At 34.4% G+C, this 16,986-nt stretch carries 9 protein-coding genes and 2 pseudogenes; all 11 read left to right on the top strand.

Annotated features, from left to right (window positions below):
- Window positions 1-1,262 (top strand): annotated as a pseudogene (locus ACIQ2J_RS14300) (hypothetical protein); the annotation flags it as partial.
- Window positions 1,263-1,329: 67 nt separating this feature from the next.
- Entirely contained in the window at window positions 1,330-2,724 is a 1,395-nt protein-coding gene (locus ACIQ2J_RS14295; RefSeq protein ID WP_396171070.1) for a TlpA family protein disulfide reductase, read from the top strand.
- Between the two features lie 76 nt (window positions 2,725-2,800).
- Window positions 2,801-4,054, top strand: a complete 1,254-nt coding sequence (locus ACIQ2J_RS14290; protein WP_396171068.1) for a hypothetical protein — start codon at window positions 2,801-2,803, stop codon at window positions 4,052-4,054.
- Between the two features lie 35 nt (window positions 4,055-4,089).
- A complete protein-coding gene (locus ACIQ2J_RS14285) occupies window positions 4,090-6,531 on the top strand; it encodes a hypothetical protein (RefSeq protein ID WP_396171066.1) in 2,442 nt (813 codons plus the stop codon).
- 24 nt (window positions 6,532-6,555) lie between these two features.
- Window positions 6,556-8,364 (top strand): hypothetical protein, encoded by a 1,809-nt coding sequence (locus ACIQ2J_RS14280; RefSeq protein WP_396171064.1) that lies wholly within the window; start codon window positions 6,556-6,558, stop codon window positions 8,362-8,364.
- A gap of 110 nt (window positions 8,365-8,474) precedes the next feature.
- Window positions 8,475-10,277, top strand: a complete 1,803-nt coding sequence (locus ACIQ2J_RS14275) for a multicopper oxidase domain-containing protein (RefSeq protein ID WP_396171062.1) — start codon at window positions 8,475-8,477, stop codon at window positions 10,275-10,277.
- Between the two features lie 3 nt (window positions 10,278-10,280).
- Window positions 10,281-10,910, top strand: coding sequence for a thioredoxin family protein (locus ACIQ2J_RS14270; protein WP_396171060.1), 630 nt, complete (start codon window positions 10,281-10,283; stop codon window positions 10,908-10,910).
- Between the two features lie 33 nt (window positions 10,911-10,943).
- The gene (locus tag ACIQ2J_RS14265) at window positions 10,944-12,551 is read left to right on the top strand and encodes a T9SS type A sorting domain-containing protein (protein ID WP_396171058.1); all 1,608 of its coding nucleotides are present in this window, start codon (window positions 10,944-10,946) and stop codon (window positions 12,549-12,551) included.
- Between the two features lie 30 nt (window positions 12,552-12,581).
- Window positions 12,582-13,805 carry a T9SS type A sorting domain-containing protein gene (locus ACIQ2J_RS14260; protein ID WP_396171056.1) on the top strand — a complete coding sequence of 408 codons (1,224 nt, stop codon included), beginning with the start codon at window positions 12,582-12,584 and terminating at the stop codon, window positions 13,803-13,805.
- A 2-nt stretch (window positions 13,806-13,807) separates the two neighbouring features.
- On the top strand, window positions 13,808-14,992 hold the full coding sequence (locus ACIQ2J_RS14255) for a DUF1566 domain-containing protein (protein WP_396171054.1): 1,185 nt from the start codon (window positions 13,808-13,810) through the stop codon (window positions 14,990-14,992).
- A gap of 1,315 nt (window positions 14,993-16,307) precedes the next feature.
- Window positions 16,308-16,986 (top strand): annotated as a pseudogene (locus tag ACIQ2J_RS14250) (hypothetical protein); the annotation flags it as partial.

Raw genomic sequence — 16,986 nt, 5'->3', positions numbered from 1 at the left:
CATTTTCAGGTAGTTTATCTGGAGATGTAACAGGAACTCAAGGAGCTACCACTGTAGGAAAACTAAATGGAACTTCTTTAGCAGGATTATCATCAGGATTATTAAAAAATACGACTTCAACCGGGGTGCCTAGTATTGCAGTTGCAGGAACAGATTATGTTTCTCCGTCAAGTCTTACGACTTCTTTAGGAAGTTATTTGCCTTTAGCAGGTGGCACATTAACAGGAGGACTAACAGTAAATGCATCTGACGGCATTACCGCTACTGGTGTATATGGCTCTGGCGCATCGTCTTCAATTGGTGCTGGTACCCGAATGATGTGGTATTCTAAAAAGGCAGCGTTTAGAGCGGGTAGTGTTACAGCTATTTTTTGGAATGATGCTAATATTGGAAGTCATTCCACGGCTTTTGGAATAGATACAAAAGCAAGTGGATATGGTTCTTTCGCATCTGGTCAATTATCCCAAGCAACAGGTGATTATTCATCTGCTTTGGGTTCTAATACGTCCGCAAGTGCTGATTTTTCAACCGCTATGGGTTATAATACAACTGCTCCTTCGTTTGCAGAAACTACTATTGGTATTTTCAATAGTTCTGCATCACAATCAACTTCATTTATTTATGATTCTACTGAACGTCTCTTTACTATTGGAAACGGTTCTAGCGAATCTGATAGGAGAAATGCAATGGTGGTATTAAAAAATGGAAATACAACTATTTCAGGAAATGTTGCAGCAACGAGTTTTACTGGAAGTGGTTCAGGATTAACCAGTTTACCCGCAGCTAACGTTACAGGAATATTACCCGTAGCCAAAGGAGGAACAGGAGTTACAATTTCAACAGGTCTCGGTAGTGTTGTTTTGTCAGAATCGCCAGCATTTACTGGAACTCCAACAGCCCCAACAGCAACTTCAGGTACTAATACTACTCAATTAGCTACAACTGCTTTTGTAGCTTCTGCAATTGCTACCAATGCAATAACCACAAAAACAGCTGCCTACACCGCTACTACTTCGGATTATACCATTTTATGTAATACAGCTGGTGGTACTTTTACATTAACTTTACCTGATGCTTCTTCATGTACAGGCAGAATATATGTAATAAGAAAAATCGATGAATCTGCCATTGCTTTGAATTTCACTACAACAGGTGGAGATCAACTATTATATTATACACTCACAACTACATTTTCTACACTTAATTTCCCGAAAACGATTCGAATTCAATCTAATGGAACAAGTTGGTATGTTATTGATTAATAAGTAAATTTTTAGAGCAAGAAAAACCGTAAATATTTATTTTTTTACAGTTTAAAAAAAATGAGAAATGATTAAACATATAAAATTAGGGATTGTTTTTATTTTAATAGGTAATATTTCCATGGCACAGTTACGCTTTTCAATGAAAGCAATTGTACCTCAAGCTGCTATTAAAGAAGTTCGATTAAAAGCATTTTCTTTTGCTGATGGAGCTGTTCTTGCTTCAGCCACTGCAGATGAAAAAGGTGTTTTTAGTTTGGATTATTCCAACTATACTGGTGCTGCCTTATTAGAAATTAGAGACTCCAAAAGTGTTATCGTACTTTTGAATCAGGAAAATTTTGAAATACAATGGGATAATCTGGAAGATTTCAAATCTCTTAAATTTATAAATTCAACCGAAAATAATGCTTTTTTAAAGGGGATTAATATAGCGCAACAATCCGATGGGGCGTTGTTAGGATTAAAATATTTAAAACCTATTTATGAAAGTGAAAGTGAATTTCAAAATTCTTACAAGATAAAAGTCGATTGGATTAACAATGAAATTGGTTTAAAAGAAAAAGCATTTCCTAATTTTTTAGCGACTTTACCCAAGCAATCGTATGTAGTTTACTACTTAACAATACGAAAGTTATTGCAAGATATTCCTTTAACTTCAGAACGATTTAGAGAACGTTTACCAGAAAACGAAAAGCAATTCAATGCTTTAGATTTTAATGACACCCGACTTTTGCAATCGGGTTTGTACAAAGAACTGTTTGAGAGTTATTTTGTTATGTTGGAAACGTATGGCGATTTAAATATAGTTTCCAAACACGTTACTACTAGTGTTGAAAAAATCTTACTTTCGCTAGATAAAAACCCAATACTAAAACAAGATGTTGCCGAATATTTGTTTCGCCTTTTTGAAAAAAGAAGTTTGTTTGCCAATGCAGAACATCTAGCCTTAACGATGCTCAATACACAAAATTGTGTCATGGATGCTAAGCATGAAGCGTTGTTTGAACAATATCGCAAGATGGCTAAAGGTAAAATGGCACCTGAGATTATTTTTGAAAATGCTACAAAGCCATTAGAAAAATTATCAGCTATTTCTTCTAAATATAAGTTAGTTGTTTTTGGTGCGAGTTGGTGTAGCAAATGCCAAGAAGATTTACCCAAATTAATACCTTATTATCAAGATTGGAAAACCAAATACAATATGGATATTGTTTTTGTTTCGCTGGACACAGAAAAAGATAAATTCAATGCTTTTGTAAAAGATTTCCCTTGGTTATCCAGTTGTGAATTAAAAGGATGGGAATCCAAAGCGGCACTTGATTATTGTGTGTTTGGTTCGCCAACGATGTATTTGCTAGGTGCAAAAAACACCATAGTACTCAAACCAGTTTCTGAAAAACAAATACAAGCTTGGATAGAAATTCAAGACCCTACAGTTACACAAAAAACGAATCAATAACACCAAGAAATGTAGAGTCGCCCATTACTAAAATTTGGTGAATGCTCTCAAAATAAATAAATTTAAGAAAAAAGACATGATAAAATTAACTCTTAAACTACTTTTTCTACTGCTTTTAGTTACCCAAATTGTATTTTCTCAAGTACGATTAAAAGTAGGATCAAACCCCACAATTATGAATTCTGCAAGTGCGGTTCTTGAATTGGAAAGTACTTCCAAGGGATTATTGTTGCCAAGGTTGGCTAGAACTTCAGTATCTAACGGCGGTACGACGATACCTTATGGCCTATTAATTTATGACACTGCAGCAGGTTGTACTAGGGTGTATCAAAATGGGGTTTGGTCTTCTTGTTTAAACGCAGGTGGTGCAAATGAATCCTCTAATGGTACTGCTGTTGTGAGTAGTTATTCTTGTTCTACACCATCGGGGAATATCATTAAAGGAGCTGCTTCTTCAGCAACACTAACAATTACAGCATCAGTCACCACTGCAGGTACTTATGCTATCACGGCTACTGCTAATGGGGTTACTTTTTCAGGCTCGGGCACTTTTACTACTGGCAACAATACCATAACACTTACTTCCACTGGAACTCCAATATCAGCTAGTACTACTACTTTTGCATTAAACACTAACCCAAGTTGTAGTACTACAGTTTCTGTTGTAACACCTTATGCTATTTGTGATGGTACTACACCTACAGAGGTAGTTGAAATTACCGATGCTATTTCTGGAAAAATATGGATGGATCGAAATCTTGGAGCGAGCCGTGCGGCCACTTCCGCTACTGATTTTTATGCCTATGGGTGTTTATACCAATGGGGAAGAGGGAATGATGGCCATGCAAGTATCAATTGGACAAGCGGTACAGGTGGTACACCTGCAAATGGTGCAACTTCAACTTTGGCATCATTGGCATCACCCGGAAATTCACTTTTTATTATGAAAACAGGGGGATCGTATGATTGGTTGATTACACAAAATTCCAATTTATGGCAACCTACTAATTTAATTAACAACCCATGTCCGTCTGGATATAGAGTACCTACTTCGGCAGAATATAATACCTTAATAACAAATAAAGGGATAACGAATAGTTCAACTGCTTATAGTTCAACTCTTAAATTTATTATGGCAGGAACTAGATATGATACCACTGCTGCTCTAGCCTCAATAGGAAGTTTAGGATTATATTGGTCCACAACAACCATTTCGTTTGGTTTATTTTATACTGATAATGTTCTTGAATTCAGTAGTAGTGCAATCACGGCGTATAAAACAAGTTTAGGTCGGGCGAGAGGTAAATCCATACGCTGCATCAAAATCTAATCTTTTTAGTATTGAATAATAATAAATATAAAAAAATGCAGTTTAAAAAAATTATAATAGTAGTAGTACTACTAATTTCAAGCTTGGTTTTCGGCCAATTAAACCTAAAAGTAGGCAATAATCCTACTAGCATTAATTCCTGTGCTGTTTTAGAACTTGAAAGCACTACAAAAGGACTTTTATTACCTAGACTTTCTAATACTGCTATTACTGCGATGAGCAATCCTATTGATGGTACGATGGTTTATGATACCGATTCTAATTGTATCCGTGCTTATGAAAATGGCGTTTGGTCCATCTGTTTTAGTAATGGTGCTAACGGAACTTCAAATGGTACAGCGGTTATTACTTCCTGCACTTTGGGTTCTAGTACTGGTTCTTTAACAGTAGGTACTGATGCTACAGGCACAGTACAACAAAGTATTACAGTTACTGTAGGAACTGTAGGAACCTATTCTATTGTGACCAATACAGTTAATGGGGTTATTTATGCCGCTTCGGGTACTTTTACGGCTACTGGTTCACAAACAATAACCCTTTTAGCTTCTGGAACTCCAACCGCTTCCGGAACTCATAGCTTCACTCCAAATACCACTACTGGTTGTAGTTTTACCAAAACAATTATAGATCCTTCTACTAATGGAACTGCAGTATACACCTATTCTAACTGTAGTTATAGTTCATTAGGAACTATGACAGCAGGAAATTCAGTGGTGGACGTTTCACAAACCCTCCAAGTTAATGTGTCTAGTATTGGAACTTATTCTATTAATTCGATTTCTAATGGTGTAACATTTTCTGCCTCAGGTACTTTTACTACTACGGGTCTACAAACCATTTTGCTAGCAGCAACAGGAACGCCTGTAGCAGTTTATAATACTCTTACATATGATTTAAACACTACACCTACTTGTAGTTTTGTTAGAGTAGTTGCTGTAAATCCTACTTCCAACGGATCGGCGGTAATTACTATTACTGGATGTGCCTCAGGAGCGGGAACTCTGGCTACTAATAATTCGGCTTCTGGTGTAACGCAAACCATTATTATTAGTGTAACCACCCCTGGTACTTATGCTATTGCTACAAGTACGGTGAATGGTATTACTTTTTCGGGTTCGGGAACTTTAATCGCAGGAACTGCTTCACTCTTACTCACCGCTAGCGGCACCCCTACAGCTGCAGGAACTAGTACCTTTGATTTAAACACAACATCTAGTTGTAGTTTTAGTAGAACAATAATAGAAGCATTACCAGCCGGTGTTACTCTTAGTGCAATTTCGCCCTATTTTTTTGCGTCGGTTTATGATCAAGATTATTTGCCTTATACTGCTCCAACTGGAGTGGCAACTTTAACAACGCCACAAGCGGCCAATGGAACTAATGAAATAACCACCCTTGACATTTTAGGTTCAATTTCTACAACTGGGGTGACAATTAAAATACCCTATACTGCCACTAGTTCGGTAGCCTTGCCAGCATTTACACAAACTATTAGTATTGGTGCAGGTTATACAAACGATAACACTAGTAGATCTTTAACACTTTCCTATAGTGCTACTTCTTTATCTGCCGGAAGCGGAACTATTAGCGCCACTTTAAAAGCAGTAGATGGCACTTTGAATTTAAAAAAACTCGATATTCAAACTGGAATTGGATCTGATAATTTAGGGGTTTTATTTGGGCAGTTCACTTATGTAACTAATAGTTCTGGTAGTACCACTACTTTTGATTTACGTGATATTGCTTTAATCCCCGACCGAAATATTAACGCCATTACCAACCATGTTATGTTTTATGCGCCTGTGCGTTCTATTACTGGTAAGGTATGGCTTAATAACAATCTTGGTGCTCATTACAGTAATACTGCAAATGTTGCTTTTAGCCCTTTAACACAAGCCACTAATTTTTATGATTACAAAGCATTTGGTAGTTTAATTCAATGGGGGCGTAATACGGATGGTCATGAATTGATTCCATGGACTGCCGCCAACACAACGTCTAGCACAACAGGAACATTGAGTCAAACCACTACAACTTTTAGTAGTTTGGGAAATTATTCGCCTAATCATGCTAAATTTATTTATTTGCTAAATTACTCAAACAACTTAGACTGGATTTCGCCAAAGAACGATTCATTATGGCAAGGTGAATCAGGTATAAACAACCCTTGTCCTACAGGTTATAGAATTCCTACAAGTACAGAGTTATTAGCTGAAGTAACAGCCTACAGCATTACAAATACAGCCACGGCATATAGCAATTCTGTACAAAAATTTCCTGCACCAGGTTATAGAAATGACACAGATGGGCTTTACTTAATTACAGGCAATCTTTTAGGAACTCGTTCGGGATATTATATGTCAAGTACCATCAATTCCATAAATAATATTTCCCAGCTATTTATTTATAGTACCGAAGCTAAAATAGCTGGTTCAAGTCGGGCTACTGGCGTTTCTGTCCGTTGCATCAAAGATTAATTATTTATCAAAATTTTAAAAAAAATGAAAAAAATATTCTTTCAAATACAAATAAATATAGTGATGTTATTGTTAACTAGTTTTGTATTTGGCCAGCAATCGCTAAAAATAGGAGATGCTCCCACTACCATCGATGCAAATGCAGTACTAGAGTTACAAAGTACAACCAAGGGTTTGGTACTGCCGCGTGTTGCCACTACTAGTGCAATACTATCACCTGAAAACGGCCTTATGGTGTATGATATTTCTACAAAATGTGTAAAGAGTTATAATAACGGCTTCTGGTCAGGTTGTTTAAGTGGTGGTTTAAACCAAACATCTAACGGGACTGCTGTGATTTTTTCAATTGATTGTGATTCTGATCCAGTATATAATGGTACAATAAGTTTATCGCAAGGCCTAGACGGAGTTGTGCAAAAAGTAACTGTAGTTGTTACCGCTGTTGGTACCTATAATTTTTTAACCAATATCGTAAATGGAATGTATTTTCAACTTTCGGGAACATTTACTACTACAGGTTCACAAGAAATTACTCTTATTGGTTATGGTTCACCTATTGTAGCAGGAAATTTCACTTATACATTAAATTCTAATCCCGGCTGTACGTTTGATAGAATTACCTACTATATGTATCCAAATATAGTGCTTTTTCCTACGCCCTATTTTATTACTTCTGTTTATGATGTGGATTATTTGCCCTATACTATTCCTTCAAGTGTTGCCACATTGTCAGCATCAGTAGCTGCTACTACAGGTACAGCGACCAATGAACTCTTGCCCCTCAATATTCAAGGGTCACTTCCAGAATTAGGTATAACAATTAAAATTCCCTATGAATCAAATGGCTACGGTACTATTGTACCTGCCTTTACAGAAACAATTACCATACCCGCTGCTGCAACAAAAGAGGGATTAGTGGATAGACAAGTTAAACTTATCATTGCTCAAGCTACTTTTTCGGATTTTAGTTCGGGTACTATCAGCGCTAAATTAATTCCAGCAGATAATAGCATAATTAATTTTAAACAACTTGATATACAAACTGGAATTGGTTTCAATAATTTGGGATATTTATTGGGAACGTTTTCGATTCCTACTAGTGTAGTTGGTATTACAACTCCTTTTGAATTACGTGCTATTGCTGCTATTCCCGATAGGAGTATTAGTACTACTGCTGCTACTGCTACTTCGCATAGTATGTTTTATACGCCTATTCGATCCGCAACAGGCAGAACATGGCTCAACAACAACCTTGGAGCAGATTATAGTAATGTTTATAAATCGGTATTTAGTCCTGCACAACAGGCAACTTCAGCAACAGACTACAAAGCCTTTGGTAGTTTAATTCAATGGGGACGAAATACTGATGGTCATGAATTAACGAATTGGTCATTTACTAACGTAATCTTAGGACCAGCAGTAACTATTCCTATTACTGCTGTAAGCACCACATCAACCACAACCAATGGTGCTTTTATCAAGAATGCCAACTGGCTAAATCTAACTGACTATAGCTTATGGCAAGGAGTTGATGGTACAAATAACCCATGCCCTACAGGCTATAGAGTACCGACAACTGCAGAGTTAGGAGCAGAAATGACAGCAGCTTCTATTTTAACCACTGCAACTGCATATAATTCTATATTTAAATTTACGACTACAAATTACCGTAACTCAGGAGATGGAGTTTTTACTACTACAAACAACACAGGTTACTATTGGGCAAGCGAATTTAGCGGTACAAGTGGTAATAAATATAGTATTTCCTCTATTGTTCAATCATCCACCTCTGCTCGTGGTCAAGGTTTTGCAGTGCGCTGCATTAAAGATTAAGTAATTATTATTGTTGTAGCGTAATTGTATGTAAAAAAATGGGTATAAATAAATAAAAAAATATCATCAATAATGTAAAAACATTAAATAAAAACATCAAAATATATAAAATGAAAAAAATAACCAAAATTATTGGATTATCTATGTTGTTAAATGCAAACATTGGTTTTTGTCAGTACACAGTGCTAAATATTCCAGAAGCTTATTATGGAGTTACAGGTACTGATGGAAAAACATTTACTTTAAATATAGATGACAATGTAAAGCAATTTAGAACAGGACAAGCAACGGTAACAGGAGCAATAAATTCAGAAGCTAATATTACAAATAACTTTTGGGGTCCAACAATTTTTGTCAATAAAGACGATATTGTGCACATGGATGTTACCAATAATTTGAATGAACCTACCACAATTCATTGGCATGGTATGCACTTACCAGCAATTATGGATGGCGGACCACATCAAATAATTCCAGCAGGAGCACTTTGGCAGCCCTATTGGACAATCAAAAACCAAGCAACTACATTATGGTATCATCCACATTTGCACGAAACTACACAAGAGCAAGTTACAAAAGGTGTTGGAGGATTTATAATTGTAAAAGATGCTGAAGAATCGGCATTAGCAATTCCACGTACGTATGGAGTAGATGATATTCCTTTAGCAATTTCTAGTCGTCGATTTTTAGCAACGACAAATGAAATGGCATTTCAATTAATTGATAATTATGGTGATTATTCTATGATCAACGGAACATTAAACCCCCAAGCCACTTTGCCAAAACAATGGGTTCGTTTTAGAATTTTGAATGCAGAAGTACAACGAGGATTAAATATTGGTTTTAGTGATAATAGAACTTTTTATGTAATAGGTAACGATGGCGGATTATTAAACGCACCAGTTGCTGTAACTAGAATGGCAGTTCAAACAGGAGAACGTTATGAGATTATGGTAAACTTAAGTGCAGATTCCGTTGGTTCTGAAACTTTATTTCTGAAAGCTTATAATACAACCGCAGAAATAACTGCATTAACTCCCGGTCAGAATAGTTTTGGATGGCCAGGATTAGAAGGAAACGCAAGTACACCAACTGGAGGTCATGGCCCAGTAAATGGAGGTTTGTTAAATAATATTACTTATAATCTACTGAACGTTAAAATTGCTCCAACTACTACAGAAACAGCACCAATAACTTCTATTCCTACCTCTTTAGTTAATAATACCTATTGGACTGAGGCAAATGCGACAAGTACAAGAACCATAAGTATTGGAGGCGGAAACGGTGGAACCGCATTTACCTTAGATGGATTACTCTACAGTACAACAATGACACCTAAAATTGTTGGTTTAAACGCTGTAGAACAATGGACCATTGTAAATAATAATATTTTTGGTCATACTTTTCATTTGCACGATGTTTTTTTTAAAATTATTTCTCGTTCGGGCGGTAATATGGGAACAACTTTACGTACTTATGAGCAAGGTTGGAAAGATTCTGTTTGGTTGCCAATTGGTGGAACTGCAACTTTTGTTGCAAAATTTGATGATTATTCAGATTCAACTTGGCCATACATGTACCATTGCCATGCATTAACACATGAAGACGAAGGAATGATGGGGCAGTTTATTGTTAGTAATGGACTTAGCACAAATGAAAATAATTCGTCCATTTTATTTAGTTTATATCCCAATCCAGCAACTGAAAAATTATATATTGAACTAGAGGCTCCCGAAACTGAAATTTATTATATTAAAATAATAACTTTAGAAGGTCGAGTTGCTATGATGTTACCTAAACCAGAATGGCAAAACGGTATCGATATCTCTTCATTAGCATCAGGAACGTATTTATTAAAACTAACTGATGATAAAACAAAAAGCATTACCACTAAAAAATTCATAAAAAAATAAATTATGAAAATTTTAAAAACATGTTTTATTCTTATAGTTTTAGGGTTTTTTATTTCTAGCTTTTCTTTAAATTCCTATTTATCTGTAGAAAAAAAAATTAAAAATTTCAGTTTAAAATCTACAGATAACCAAAAAATTTCTTTGTCTGATTATAAAGATGCTAAAGGTTTTATAGTAGTTTTTATATGTAATAAATGTCCAATGGCAAAATTATACTCCAAAAGATTAAATAATTTGAATTTGAAATACGCATCCAAAGGAATTTATTTAATAGCCATAAATTCAATGGATACAGTAGCTTATAAAGAAGAAAATTTTACTTTAATGCAAAAAAAGGTAAAAAAAGAACAACTAAATTTTCCCTATTTACAAGACAAATCACAAAAAGTAGCCAAACAATTTGGTGCTACTTATACACCTCAATCTTTTGTTATTATGAAAGATTACTCAGGGCAATGGATTGTAAAATATGAAGGTTCAATAGATGACAGCGCACTAGATCCCAACAAAACTAATAATTATCTTGAAAAAGCAACTGATGAGTTGTTGTTGAATAAAGAAGTATCAAACCCGTATACCAAATCAGTTGGATGTAGGATTTTTTATCGTGGTGTATATGATAAGATGCAATAAGACTTACTAACCAATAAATTAAACCCAAGTAAAATGAAAAAACTATTAGTTATCTTACTTTTCTTATTGACCCATTTTGGGTTTTCGCACACTGTCAACTATGATAATATCGGTTTAAGACATTGGTCTATTCAAAAGAAACATCAATTTATTGACGGTACTTTTATGCTATATAAAAATGGTACTGTTTTTATTGAGGATGCTGATAATAAAATTTCAAAATATCCATTGACAGATTTTTCAAAAGAGGATCAGGCATATGTATTGAAAAAGGAGGAATGGGTCAAGAATATTAATACTATTGAGCCACAAAAAACAGTTGGAATCCTGAGTGTTTTCAATTACAAATTTTGGATAATCTTCTTTGCTTTAGTTTCTTTTGGCTATATGCTTTTTAAGTTTTCTGACAAAAAAAAAATAATATACTTATATCCTGTTTTTTTTCTTGGAGTACTAATGACGTTGTATAGTTTTACTAAAAAAGCACTTTCTACAACAGATCCTGCTTTTTTAACTTCTGCATTTGCACAATTTTCATCCACAGTTAGCACCACGTATGATGCCAATTATTTCTATGTAAATTCAACTGGAATTCCAAACCATGTAATGATGGTGGGTATTTCAAATCATGGTTGGCAACAACAAGTGCCAACATCAAAATGTTATATTAATGATAGTCATTGGACCATTCCATTAAATCCTATTTTAGCTGCAACTCCTATTCCAGTTTCGGGTTCTCATTTCTTGAAAGGCGCTGTTGCTATGGCTATTAATGGTGTTCCCATTTTTAATTATCATACCAATACAGGTGTTGATAGTTTTTTGGATGGACAACTTGATACTTATGGCGGACATTGTGGTAGAGGGGATGATTATCATTATCACACTGCTCCTTTGCATTTGATAACACTAGGTCAAGCTTCTGCAACACTTCCCATTGCTTTTGGGCTTGATGGATATGCAGTTTACGGTAGTTTGGAACCTAACGGAATGCCAATGACAACACTAGATGGCAACCATGGACATTATGGAACTAATGGTGTTTATCACTATCACGGTACAACAACTGCTCCTTATATGATTGGAAATATGGTGGGAGTCGTTACCGAAGATGCCAATTTGCAAATTGTACCACAACCCCAAGGCAACGCGATAAGAAATGAAAATTGGGTGCCATTGTCTGGAGCATTAATTACATCCTGTGTTGCTAATGCCAATAATGGATATAATACTTCCTATAGTTTGAATGGCGTTTCAGGATATGCAACAAATTACACCGCTACTACAGCAGGAGTGTATACGTTTCAATACGTAACGCCAACCGGAACAACCACAACTAGTTATAATGGTCCCTCACTATGTACTGTTCCTGGTTTAGGGTTTACTAATTTTGCATTATACGATAAAAATATCTCCATTTATCCCAATCCAGCCAACGATATTTTGAATATACAAGTCAGCAACGGGGTTTTAGAAAGTGATATACAGTCTATTTCGATTTATAGTATAAGAGGCGAATTAATATTAAAAACAACGCATTACAAAGAGAATATTGATATTAAGAATCTTTCAATAGGATCCTATTTGGTAAAAGTGCAATTTCCTAATTATATAGTAACCAAAAAAGTTTTAGTTAAATAATTTCCCTAATTAAATTACTATCCAATTTTTATGAGAAAATTCCTTTACTTATTATATTGTCCTTTATTTTCGATTGGACAATATACAGGAACCGCATCGGTCACACAAGGATTGGCAACCACCACGACTTCTAATCTTTATAACTGTACAGGCGGAAGAATTGCCGCTGTGGGAACTATTTTAGCTTCCGATAATTCCGTTTGGACATTGCCTGCAGTTACTAATTATACTAACGCAACATTTCCATTTGCCTCTAATTTATATAACGAATGTACGGGAGCAACTTATGCCAATTCAACTTTGGCATTAGCAGCATTAAATGGTTCCGATATTGTTACTATAGATGCTAGTGGAGAATTAATAACAGCCTATATTTTTGCCGATAATTATTTTGAAATGTATATCAACGGAATTGCTGTAGGTAAAGACAATGTACCATTTACGCAATTCAATTCTAATATTGTTCGTTTTAAAGTCAATCGACCTTTTATTATTTCGATGTTATTAGTAGATTGGGAAGAACGATTAGGGGTTGGATGCGAAACCAATGGCGGATTTACTTATCATTGTGGTGATGGTGGAATGGTAGCTGTTTTTAAAGATGCAACGAACACTATAATTGCAAAGACAGATGCAAGTTGGAAAGCACAAACATTTTATACAGCTCCTATAATGAATTTAACTTGTCCGACAGAAAGCGGCACAATCAGAAATTCCAGTGCTTGTAGTTCGGCCGATTCAAATTCTGGAACCGCTTATTATGGTTTACATTGGCCAAGGCCTTCCAATTGGACATTGGCTACTTTTGACGATACTTTATGGCCAGCTGCAACAACATATACTAATGCAACTATTGGAGTTGACAATAAACCTGCCTATACTAATTTCGCGAATATTTTTGATGATGTTTTAAATGATGCACAATTTATTTGGAGTAAAAATGTAGTTTTAGATAATGAAGTAATTGTGAGAAAAACTGTGGCAGCAAATTTATCCAACAATGATACTTTTGGAAATAATAATCATATTAATATTTATCCAAATCCGGCAAAAAGTCAATTTGAAATAGAAATAAATCCATATATTAAAGATAAATTACAGAGCATTCAGATATTTAATGTATTTGGCGAATTGATTTTTAGTTCCAATACTTATTTAAATATAATTGCAACTTCCAATTTTTCTTCTGGATTGTATATTGTAAAATTCCATTACTCAGAATTTGAAATTTCAAAAAAATTAATCATTGAATAACAATGAAAAAAATAGCATTTCTATTACTAACCACTATATCCTTTGCGCAAAGTGTAACCAAATCGATACTTTTACTGCCAGATACTGGCCAAACTACTAGTTATACCAATACCTTTGGCGAAGACCACGATTATAGTATCAATGCGCCTTCGTTTACCAATAATGGAAATGGTACAATAACCGATAATGTTACCAAATTAATGTGGCAACAAACTGATGGTGGGGAAATGACTGTAGAAAATGCAACATTGTATTGTGATAATTTAGTTTTAGGAGGTTTTTCCGATTGGAGGCTACCTACCCCTATGGAAGCCATGAGTATTCTGAACTTACAAAAAAACAACCCTGCAATGGATGTAGTTTATTTTCCATCTACAGGTGCCGAATATTGGTGGACAAACACGTTTCAGGTTGGCGATATTTCTAAAGTATGGTGCACTAACTCTGGCGGAGGAATTGGCAACAAACCCAAAGCAGAAACTATCGGTGCTGGTGGAACCAAAAGTTATCATGTTAGGGCCATTAGAGATATAACTACTCCAACAATTTTACCAAATCATTTTACGGATAATGGCAATGGTACCATAATTGATAACGTAACCCAATTGGTTTGGCAAAAAATGCCTAACGCTAATCTATTCAATTGGGAACAAGCCATTACTTATGCGGAAGGCTTAACCTTAGCAAGTGCAACCGATTGGCGACTTCCAAACATCAAAGAATTACAATCGTTAAACATGGAAAGTACTTCCAGTCCTTCGGTGAATACTGCTTTTTTTAGTACCATTGGAGTTCATAATTATTGGTCTTCCACTACACTCTTGCCAAATCCAAACAATTTAACAACTGCATGGTATTGGAATACCCAATTTGGAATTACTACTTTTGAAACAAAAACGAATTCGAATTATGTTATTTGTGTAAGAGGAAATCCAGTTTCACTTTCCAATCCAGAAGTAGCGCAAGAATTCAATACAATCAAACTATTTTCTAATCCTTTTACTACAAAATTACAATTGACAAATACCATTGGAAATGAATTTTATGAATTATCAGATACTAACGGAAAACAAATTTATTCTGGTAAAAACATTGATACCCAAGATTTTTCTGATTTAGCAAATGGTTTATATTTATTAAAAATCACAAACGAAACAACTTATACTTTAAAGTTGATTAAAGAGTAACCAATGAATTATTTGCAAATCATTTTGCACAATCTTTCTTTAGGGTTTACCCATTTAAACCTGAAGGTTTAGGATACATACTTTTTATTTAAAGTATCATTATTGTCCGATTAAAATATTTATTGCTAAAAACATTATATGTTTTTTCTCGCAAAGGCGCGAAGTTGCAGTTTATATCTGAGTTCTTTGCGACTTTGTGTCTTAGCGAGAATATATTAAAAATTAAGTTGAGTCTAAAATTTCGTACTATTTGTAAGACTTAACAAAGCAAATAGTTAGTTTTATCGGACAACAATGTTAAAGTATATTCTTTCTGAATTCGAAATTGAAATCGGTAGTAATCTAATATTGTGTATTTAGTATAATATAAGTTTTTTTGTTGTGGTTAACAGTATTTGGTATAATGACAAACCAATAATATACATCCCTTAATTGCACTTCTAAGCGAATATTTCTTTATGTAATAGTATAAAATAACAATGTAAATCCGTATAAACTATTTATTTTCTGCATTTGGATTTATTTACTAAATGGTATTTGAAATAGCTTTAAAATAAATTGAAATTCCTAAACAACAATTTCTCACTTCCTTACTGTTTTTTATATTAGGCAATTTTGGTGCTATCCTTGATTCATTTTTTAATTTGCAAAAGTTTAGCACACAAAAGTTGTTAAAGGACCTTATCAATACTTATAATTTTTATTTTGTTACAAGAGTAAAAAGCAACATTAAAATAGACTATTATCCTACAAATTTCAATAGTAATTAAAAAACGTAGTAAAACACATAATTGGAAAGCTATTAGTGCTAATTAATCTTTTCTTATTTAAAAACCTTTATAAAGGGAGTTGTCAATTTATCAAATTTTGCGAATTTTAAGCGTATATATATTCATTTTATATAACACCAATAAGTCAATTATTTTAAGGCTTTTGGAATAGTCAAAATGTCAATGAACATCAATATAATGTTTTTGAAAATCAAACTATTTTTTTTACGAACCAACACTAAATACCATTTATCAAAAATATAAATGAGGTAAACATAGTACTTGATTATTGAATTGATCCATTATATGTAGTTTTAAAAAATCATATTAGTTATAAAAAAGAAGGAATTTATATAAAAAAAAAGGAATAAAATATTTGTAGGAATTTTAGAATTAGATTTGCCGAATACTTAAATGATTTAATCTATTTGTATTTAAATTCTCTATTTAGTGCATAAATTAATTTATACCTAAAGGTTCACTTTAAAAATTAAAATCCAATATTCCAATAACAAATTACCTTCTAAATTTTATTAATTATTCTTATGAAAAAACTTGTTTTATTTTTTGTGTTCTTTAGCTCTCTTGGCGTTTTCGCTCAAGTTGGGATCGGAGTGTCAACTGCTAATATGGATGCTTCGGCACAATTAGATATTAGCTCAACTACCAAAGGGTTACTAGCCCCTAGGATGACTGCTATTCAAAAAAATGCTATTGCTAATCCTGCTACAGGATTATTAATTTACCAAATTGATGCAACCACTGGGTTTTATTATTTTGATGGTTCTGTTTGGAAAAGCGGATTAGGACCTCAAGGTATTCAAGGAATACAAGGAGAAATTGGTTTGCAAGGAGCTGCTGGAACAGATGGAACAGATGGAACAGATGGCGCAATAGGACAACAAGGTGACCAAGGACAACAAGGTGACCAAGGAATACAAGGTATTCAAGGAGACCAAGGAATTCAAGGAGATAGAGGACTACAAGGAGATAGAGGACTACAAGGTGACCAAGGACAACAAGGTGACCAAGGAATTCAAGGAGATAGAGGACTACAAGGTGACCAAGGAATACAAGGTATTGCCGGAAATGATGGTGCAATAGGACAACAAGGTGACCAAGGACAACAAGGTGACCAAGGAATACAAGGTATTCAAGGAGACCAAGGAGCTCAAGGTATTGCCGGAAATGATGGCGCAATAGGAATACAAGGTATTCAAGGAG

Source organism: Flavobacterium sp., assembly GCF_044357305.1.
In the GTDB taxonomy this organism is placed as follows: domain Bacteria; phylum Bacteroidota; class Bacteroidia; order Flavobacteriales; family Flavobacteriaceae; genus Flavobacterium.
Note: the sequence above shows the minus strand (reverse complement) of the source record. Positions and strands in the feature narration are given on the sequence as shown.

Excerpts from the sequence above, each read along its gene's own strand:
- ACIQ2J_RS14295 (WP_396171070.1), top strand. The coding sequence starts at position 1,330 with ATGATTAAACATATAAAATTAGGGATTGTTTTTATTTTAATAGGTAAT.
- ACIQ2J_RS14290 (WP_396171068.1), top strand. The coding sequence starts at position 2,801 with ATGATAAAATTAACTCTTAAACTACTTTTTCTACTGCTTTTAGTTACC.
- ACIQ2J_RS14285 (WP_396171066.1), top strand. The coding sequence starts at position 4,090 with ATGCAGTTTAAAAAAATTATAATAGTAGTAGTACTACTAATTTCAAGC.
- ACIQ2J_RS14280 (WP_396171064.1), top strand. The coding sequence starts at position 6,556 with ATGAAAAAAATATTCTTTCAAATACAAATAAATATAGTGATGTTATTG.
- ACIQ2J_RS14275 (WP_396171062.1), top strand. The coding sequence starts at position 8,475 with ATGAAAAAAATAACCAAAATTATTGGATTATCTATGTTGTTAAATGCA.
- ACIQ2J_RS14270 (WP_396171060.1), top strand. The coding sequence starts at position 10,281 with ATGAAAATTTTAAAAACATGTTTTATTCTTATAGTTTTAGGGTTTTTT.
- ACIQ2J_RS14265 (WP_396171058.1), top strand. The coding sequence starts at position 10,944 with ATGAAAAAACTATTAGTTATCTTACTTTTCTTATTGACCCATTTTGGG.
- ACIQ2J_RS14260 (WP_396171056.1), top strand. The coding sequence starts at position 12,582 with ATGAGAAAATTCCTTTACTTATTATATTGTCCTTTATTTTCGATTGGA.
- ACIQ2J_RS14255 (WP_396171054.1), top strand. The coding sequence starts at position 13,808 with ATGAAAAAAATAGCATTTCTATTACTAACCACTATATCCTTTGCGCAA.